This window comes from Bradyrhizobium sp. Leo170 (genome assembly GCF_004296405.1).
Lineage (GTDB): Bacteria > Pseudomonadota > Alphaproteobacteria > Rhizobiales > Xanthobacteraceae > Bradyrhizobium.
Window position 1 is genome coordinate 1 of record NZ_PSRR01000640.1, and the last position, 2,079, is coordinate 2,079.

General features: G+C 63.1%; 2 protein-coding genes. Both read right to left on the bottom strand.

Translation table 11 applies throughout. The features are described 5' to 3' along the window. Nucleotides 1-9: 9 nt before the first annotated feature. On the bottom strand, nucleotides 10-1,080 hold the full coding sequence (locus CWO89_RS43465; protein WP_349644942.1) for a substrate-binding domain-containing protein: 1,071 nt from the start codon (nucleotides 1,078-1,080) through the stop codon (nucleotides 10-12). Continuing rightward, nucleotides 1,053-1,871 (bottom strand): hypothetical protein, encoded by an 819-nt coding sequence (locus CWO89_RS49325; protein ID WP_349644943.1) that lies wholly within the window; start codon nucleotides 1,869-1,871, stop codon nucleotides 1,053-1,055. Before CWO89_RS49325 ends, CWO89_RS43465 begins: the two co-directional genes overlap by 28 nt. Nucleotides 1,872-2,079: the final 208 nt, after the last annotated feature.

Below are 2,079 nucleotides of genomic sequence, written 5' to 3' on the forward strand. Positions count from 1 at the left end.
AGCGCTGGCTTACAGCGCGCCGCTGGCGCTGGCGCAGTTGGTGCCGGCTGTGCCCCCAATGGCGATTCGTTCGGCGCTGGAGGGGCTCAGGTACTTGTTCCTGATCACCGTCGCATAACTAGCCGGGACGGGGTTAAACCCGACGTTCTGGATCACGCGGGTGAGCAAGGGGTTGCTGGCAGTGTAGTGCCAGCTCAGGTAGTTCGTCAGACTGGTGACGCGATTGACGGGGTCGGTGGGTAGCTCTCCCGCCGGGAGGCTGTAGCAGCTATAGAGGAACATGAACGCGGTGCCGCTGAGCGGATAGGCGTTCGCCCTGTTGGTGAGCGGCAGCACAGACTTGCCGGTCACGCTCACACCGCCCTGGGTCACCCGGCCGAAGACGGTGTTGTAGATGTTGAAGTCAGCCCAGGTCCAGGTCGTGGCCGGCACCCGCAGCCGGGTGTCGGTCCACGCGTTGAGGGCGCCGGCCGGCGTCGGCGCGATGAACTCCAGGGTTGAGGGTGTCGTGTTGTCCGGAACATAGATGCCGGCGATGCGCAGTTGTTCGTTCTGCAACGCTGCCGAATACGGTGCGTCGACATTGGTCAGGCCCGCACCCGACACCGCCTGGGTGTAAGGCTTGGTGAAGTTGGCGCCGACATATCCGATGGTGCCTCCCTGGGCTGCACCGGTGCCGATCGTCGCCGCCACCCCGCCGCTTCCAATCGCGCCGATCCATTGCGACGTGATGGTTGTGCTGCCGCGGAAGGCGTTGACGTTGTCGATCAGGGTCTGGAAGCTCGTGCTCGGAAGATTCGTGGCGCCGAAGATCGATATGTACCCTGCGTTGTAGTCGATCAGCGGGCAGACAGCCTTGAGATAGTTGGTCAGGATGTAGGTTTCGCCACTTTCGTCAGAGTTGTACACCACCCTGATGGTCTTGGAGGTCGCCGAGTAAGGCTGCGCCACGCCCGAAGAGTCTTTGTTGGCCTCGTTGAAAGCCGCGAGCATTATCATGCCGGCACTGTCGAGGTACGGGATCTTGTTGGGAGTGGTGTCGCTCCAATCGGTCACGAAGCCTGAGAAGATCGCGCACATCTGCGCTGTGGTGAGCTGGATGGCGGCGCCTTGGTTGGCCTGGGTGCCTGGCGTGGTGCCCGCGCCTGTGACCGCCGAGTTGACGGTGAGACCGGACGTGTTGACCGCGATCGCGACGTTGACCTCGAACGCCGGAACCTGGATCGGCTGGCCATAAGCAGTGGGATGTAGGTGGCCACCGCTGTGCCGTTCACTGTGACTTGGCTGATCGCGCCGCCGATGGTCGACCAGTTGGTCGCCGGGCTGAAGCTGAAGGGCACTGTCGTGAGGGTTGTTGCAGGCCAGATAATGGTCAGTGGTGCGTCCGACAGGCTGATATCCAGGCGCGGATATGGATAGCTGCCGAAATTGGTCGCATTGGCGCTGTCCACGAACGGTGGCTGAACCGCAGGGAAGGGCGTGGCAATCGTAAAGCTGAACGGTCTCCGGAAGTTGGGGCCTCCATACCACTGCTCCGGCCTGTTGCTGATGTACCCGCGCATGCCGTTGCCTGAGCCGACACCGGCAACCATGCCCTGCACTGTTGACACCACCGTGCAGGTGGTCGGCAATAAGCCGGCGCCCGGCAAGCCAGTCGAGAACGTGACGCCGTCGCCGCCGACGGTGGCGCCGCTATAGCAATCGAAGACCTGCCGGAAAACCAGCGACGCCAGCGTGCTGCCGCCGGCATAGATGCCCTGGGTGGCCTGCGCGATCGCAGGCACGCCCGACGAGGCGAGCAGGGCCGCCGTCGACAGCGCCAGGATGGACGTCGTGTCGCGCAGGTGCCCTGCAAAAGAGTGTTTCTTCATTCTCATGCTCCGGTTTGTTGATCAGGCGGGCGCGGCGCTTACGGCACGCGCTGCTTGCATCTCTAAGACACTTTCACGCGGCGCGAGGCGCAGGCGTCTTCGCGGATTTATTGCGGTGATAGCGGTGACGACGAAGAAAAAAGCTCGCGAGGTGCTGTTGCGTCGCCACCATCGGCCCCGTCCAAAAAAACCGGGCGCCTCGATCGAG